This window comes from Candidatus Eisenbacteria bacterium (genome assembly GCA_035712145.1).
In the GTDB taxonomy this organism is placed as follows: domain Bacteria; phylum Eisenbacteria; class RBG-16-71-46; order RBG-16-71-46; family RBG-16-71-46; genus DASTBI01.
This window is the reverse complement of the sequence record DASTBI010000248.1, coordinates 1-3001: the sequence shown is the minus strand read 5'-3', so window position 1 is coordinate 3001 and position 3001 is coordinate 1. Positions and strand designations below refer to the sequence as shown.

General features: G+C 66.8%; 2 protein-coding genes. One reads left to right on the top strand and one right to left on the bottom strand.

What is annotated here, in order from left to right; genetic code table 11:
- Positions 1–178: 178 nt before the first annotated feature.
- Positions 179–1423 carry an IS4 family transposase gene (locus tag VFQ05_17325; GenBank protein HET9328531.1) on the bottom strand — a complete coding sequence of 415 codons (1245 nt, stop codon included), beginning with the start codon at positions 1421–1423 and terminating at the stop codon, positions 179–181.
- Between the two features lie 157 nt (positions 1424–1580).
- Between VFQ05_17325 and VFQ05_17320 the strand changes: the two genes are divergently transcribed.
- Positions 1581–2716 (top strand): IS630 family transposase gene (locus VFQ05_17320; GenBank protein ID HET9328530.1). Its coding sequence is split into 2 segments (ribosomal slippage): positions 1581–2016 and positions 2016–2716, totalling 1137 coding nucleotides; the frame shifts between segments, so codons are not numbered across the junction.
- Positions 2717–3001 lie beyond the last annotated feature (285 nt).

The window sequence follows — 3001 nt, the reverse complement described above, 5'->3', positions numbered from 1 at the left end:
CAATACCAGTAAGTTTAGGGCCAGAGGATACGGATCGAAGTGTCGGTGACGGAAGGCTGAGTTGCGGGTGAGTGAGGCTGCGGGGGGCGCTTGAGGCGAAAGTTGCTCATTTTGCGCTTGACGGCGCGGGGGTTGTGACGGGGCCGACGGGGCGGGAGACGCTCGGCGGCGAGTTCGGTCAGCAAGCCGGCGCAAAAAGGGGGAGGCGCTCCGGCGGCGTGCGCTGGGCACGTGGGATCGCGCGGCGCAGGACGCGCAGGGCGCCGGTAAAGCTGAGGCGGTCGGGGTCGATGCCGTCGCGCAACGCGGCCTGATACATCACGGTGCGAAGGGCGAGATGAGCGAGCAGCAGCCCGTAGACTTCTTGAACGACCTCGCGGGGATGCTTACTGCGGAGCGGACGGGGATGCGCCCACTGATGGACCTTGACCTCATCCAGCGCGGTCTCGATTTCCCACCGCTCATGGTAGGTCGCGGCCAACTGCTCGGCGGGGAAGGCCCGCGCATCCAGCAGCGACGTGATCAACCGATACTGCTCCTGACCGGGTCCAGCCGGCGTGTCGAGGGCGTATTCGATCACCCGCAGTTCGATCCCCTGCTCGTTACGACGGCGCGCCTCGGGCGAGGGATAGATCTGGGCCAGGAACGAGCCGTCGGTGAGGATCTCGGTCGGGCGGAGCACGATGTTCTTCTTGGTTCGCCCCAGGAACTGCGCCTGCTGTGCGCGCGTGGCTCGGACCATCTCATACGAGTGGAAGCCCCGATCCCACAACAGCAGCATGCCGGGTCCGACCGAGCGCAGCAGCCGCAGGGCGGTTGGCACCTCGCCGGTGTGGAACGGTCGGATCACCGCGTCACAGATGACGTGGGTGCCGGTTTCGATCAGGGCCAGCACCCGGATCTGGGGGAACGCGCCGGCCCCACGGCCGGTCGACGGGCGTCCGAAAGCTTGGTCGTTCTCCGGGGTGTCGGTCACGTCGATCGTGGTGCCGTCGATCGCCATCAAGCGCAACCCACCCAGGAACGCCGCCGGGGTCCGGAGGGTGGCGATCGGCCGGGCCACCGCCTGGAACAACTCCCGCAGCAGCCGCGCTCCGGCCCGCTGCCGGGCTTGCACGATCGCGGCGGTGCTTGGCAGGTGCCAGCCGGCCGGCTCGTGCTCACTTCCCTCCCGCCAGCCGGCGACGACTTCGGCCAGGACGTGGCGCATCGACTCCGACGCCCACAGCCCCATCGCCACCACCAGCGTCACCACCAGGTGCGTTGGCAGACGCCGACGCCGACGCTCACGGGTCCCCGTCACTTCGATCGCCGCCTCGACCGCCTCGTCGGGGATCGCCGCCTCCAGCGCCTCCAGCAGCGGCCGATCCCCCAGCCCAGCCGGCCCGATCGCCGCTTCCCACGACCACCCACGCAGCGTCATCGGCAGCCCTCCCGATCAACTTGACCGAAAAAGGCTACCGTGTATCACGCTAACTTACTGGTATTGCCCCTAGTGGCTCGTCAGTGCTGATTTACGTAATGGGCCTCTTGGGGGTATCCTCCTGGCGTGCGTGACGCGCCGAGGAGGGAGGCCCGCGATGCGAAAACAGTACGTTGTTCGGCTGCCAGAAGAGGAGCGGGCGTCGCTCCTGACGATGATTGGGCGGGGCGCGGCGCCAGCCCGGGCGCAGACGCACGCCCGGATCCTCCTGAAGGCGAACCGAGGCGAGGCCGGCCCGGAATGGACGGATGGCGCGATCAGTACCGCGCTGGAAGTCGATCCCACCACGGTAGCCCGCGTCCGGAAGCTGTATGTGACCGAGGGCCTGGAGGCGGCGCTGTACCGCAAGGCCCCGGATCGGGTGTATCGGCGAAGGCTGGACGGCGAGCAGGAGGCACGTCTGGTGGCGGTCGCCTGTAGTGAGCCGCCGAGCGGGCAGAAGCGCTGGACGTTGCGGCTGCTGGCGAACACCCTGGTGGAGATGGAGGTCGTCGAGACCGTCTCGTACGAGACGGTCCGGCAGACCTTAAAGCAAACGTTCTCAAACCCTGGCTGATCGAGCGCTGGTGCATCCCGCCCGAGGCGAATCCCGAGTTCGTCTACCGGATGGAGGACGTGCTCGACGTCTACACCCGGCCGTACGATCCCAAGCGTCCCCAGGTCTGCCTGGATGAGACCAGCCGCCAACTGCTCGCCGATGTCACGCCGCCGCAGCCGATGGCCCCCGGTGTCGTCGCCAAGGAAGACTACGAGTACGAGCGGCGGGGCGTCGTCAATCTCTTCATGGTCTGCGAGCCGCTCCGAGGCTGGCGCGAAGTCATGGTCAGCGACCGCCGCACCCGCATCGACTGGGCCCAGTGCATCAAGGAGCTGGTCGATGTCCACTATCCTGACGCCGAGAAGATCGTCCTGGTCCAGGACAACCTCAACACCCACACCCCGGCCTCCTTGTACGAGGCGTTCCCGCCGGCCGAAGCCAAACGCCTCGCCGACAAGCTCGAGCTGCACTACACCCCGAAGCACGGCAGTTGGCTGAACATGGCCGAGATCGAACTGGGTATCCTGGCTGGCCAATGCCTCGACCGCCGCCTGCCGGACCGCGACACCCTCGAACAGGAGGTCGCGGCCTGGGTGACCGAGCGCAACGCCGCCATCCGCACCATCGACTGGCGCTTCACCACCGACGACGCCCGCATCAAACTCGACCATCTCTACCCCGCGTTTCACGACTGACGAGCCACTAGGGAGGGTACAAGGCTCGCTATGACGAGACCTACAGTCTTTCAGAGCAAGATGCTCGCACACTCCTTGAGGAAGACCTTCGCGAGGTCGAATCCACCATCCTGCACATCCTCGGACTGCCCATTCCGACATGGTGAAGGTGACAGCAGGCGACGCTGGCGGATCGAGAGGGCGATCCGAGCCACGCCCCTGCACGACGCGCCTACAGGAAGGCCGGCTTCGGTCCAGCGATCCCGTCGCTCTACCTGTACAGGCTGCTGTGAATCGCGCATCGCC